The organism is Protofrankia sp. Cj3 (assembly GCF_917627355.1).
Lineage (GTDB): Bacteria > Actinomycetota > Actinomycetes > Frankiales > Frankiaceae > Protofrankia.
This window is the reverse complement of sequence record NZ_CAKJTR010000006.1, coordinates 1-542: the sequence shown is the minus strand read 5'-3', so window position 1 is coordinate 542 and position 542 is coordinate 1. Positions and strand designations below refer to the sequence as shown.

The 542-nt window shown below is 67.7% G+C and carries 2 protein-coding genes; both read left to right on the top strand.

What is annotated here, in order from left to right:
* A partial coding sequence (locus MJ783_RS01490) for a Scr1 family TA system antitoxin-like transcriptional regulator (RefSeq protein WP_239308081.1) occupies positions 1-260 on the top strand: 260 nt, incomplete at its 5' end.
* Positions 257-469, top strand: coding sequence for a DUF397 domain-containing protein (locus tag MJ783_RS01485; RefSeq protein ID WP_239308080.1), 213 nt, complete (start codon positions 257-259; stop codon positions 467-469). The genes MJ783_RS01490 and MJ783_RS01485, both read left to right, overlap by 4 nt.
* Positions 470-542: the final 73 nt, after the last annotated feature.

Genomic DNA, 542 nt, shown 5'->3' with positions numbered 1-542 from the left:
TGACGATCCAGGTCGTGCCGTTCACCGCGGGCGCCCACGCAGGCATGATCGCAAGCTTCACGATCCTGGGCTTTCCCGACACCGGCGGAGCCTCCGAGACGGTCTACATCGAAGCTCCCACGGGCAGCCTCTACCTGGAGAAACAGGCCGAGGTCCGACGCTACGAAGCCTGGATGAACCAGCTCCGCAGCTCCGCCCTCGCGCCCACCCCCAACACCCTCTCGATCATCAAAGCGGCACGTGAGAACCTACAGCGATGACCACCCACGGCGCGGACGCCCCCCTGAACTGGCGCAAGAGCAGTTACTCCGGCGGCACCGGCGGCAACTGCGTCGAGGTCGCCACCCTCCCCGACGGCGGCCGAGCCGTCCGCGACTCCAAGAACCCAGACGGACCGGTCCTACGCTTCACAGCCACCGAATGGACCGCCTTCCTCGCCGGCGCGCAGGACGGCGAGTTCGACCAGTAGCCGGACGATCACCAATGGCGGCAGGGCAGCCCAAGCCACACGACCTTCGTGCCGCGATCGCCGACTCCGTCGC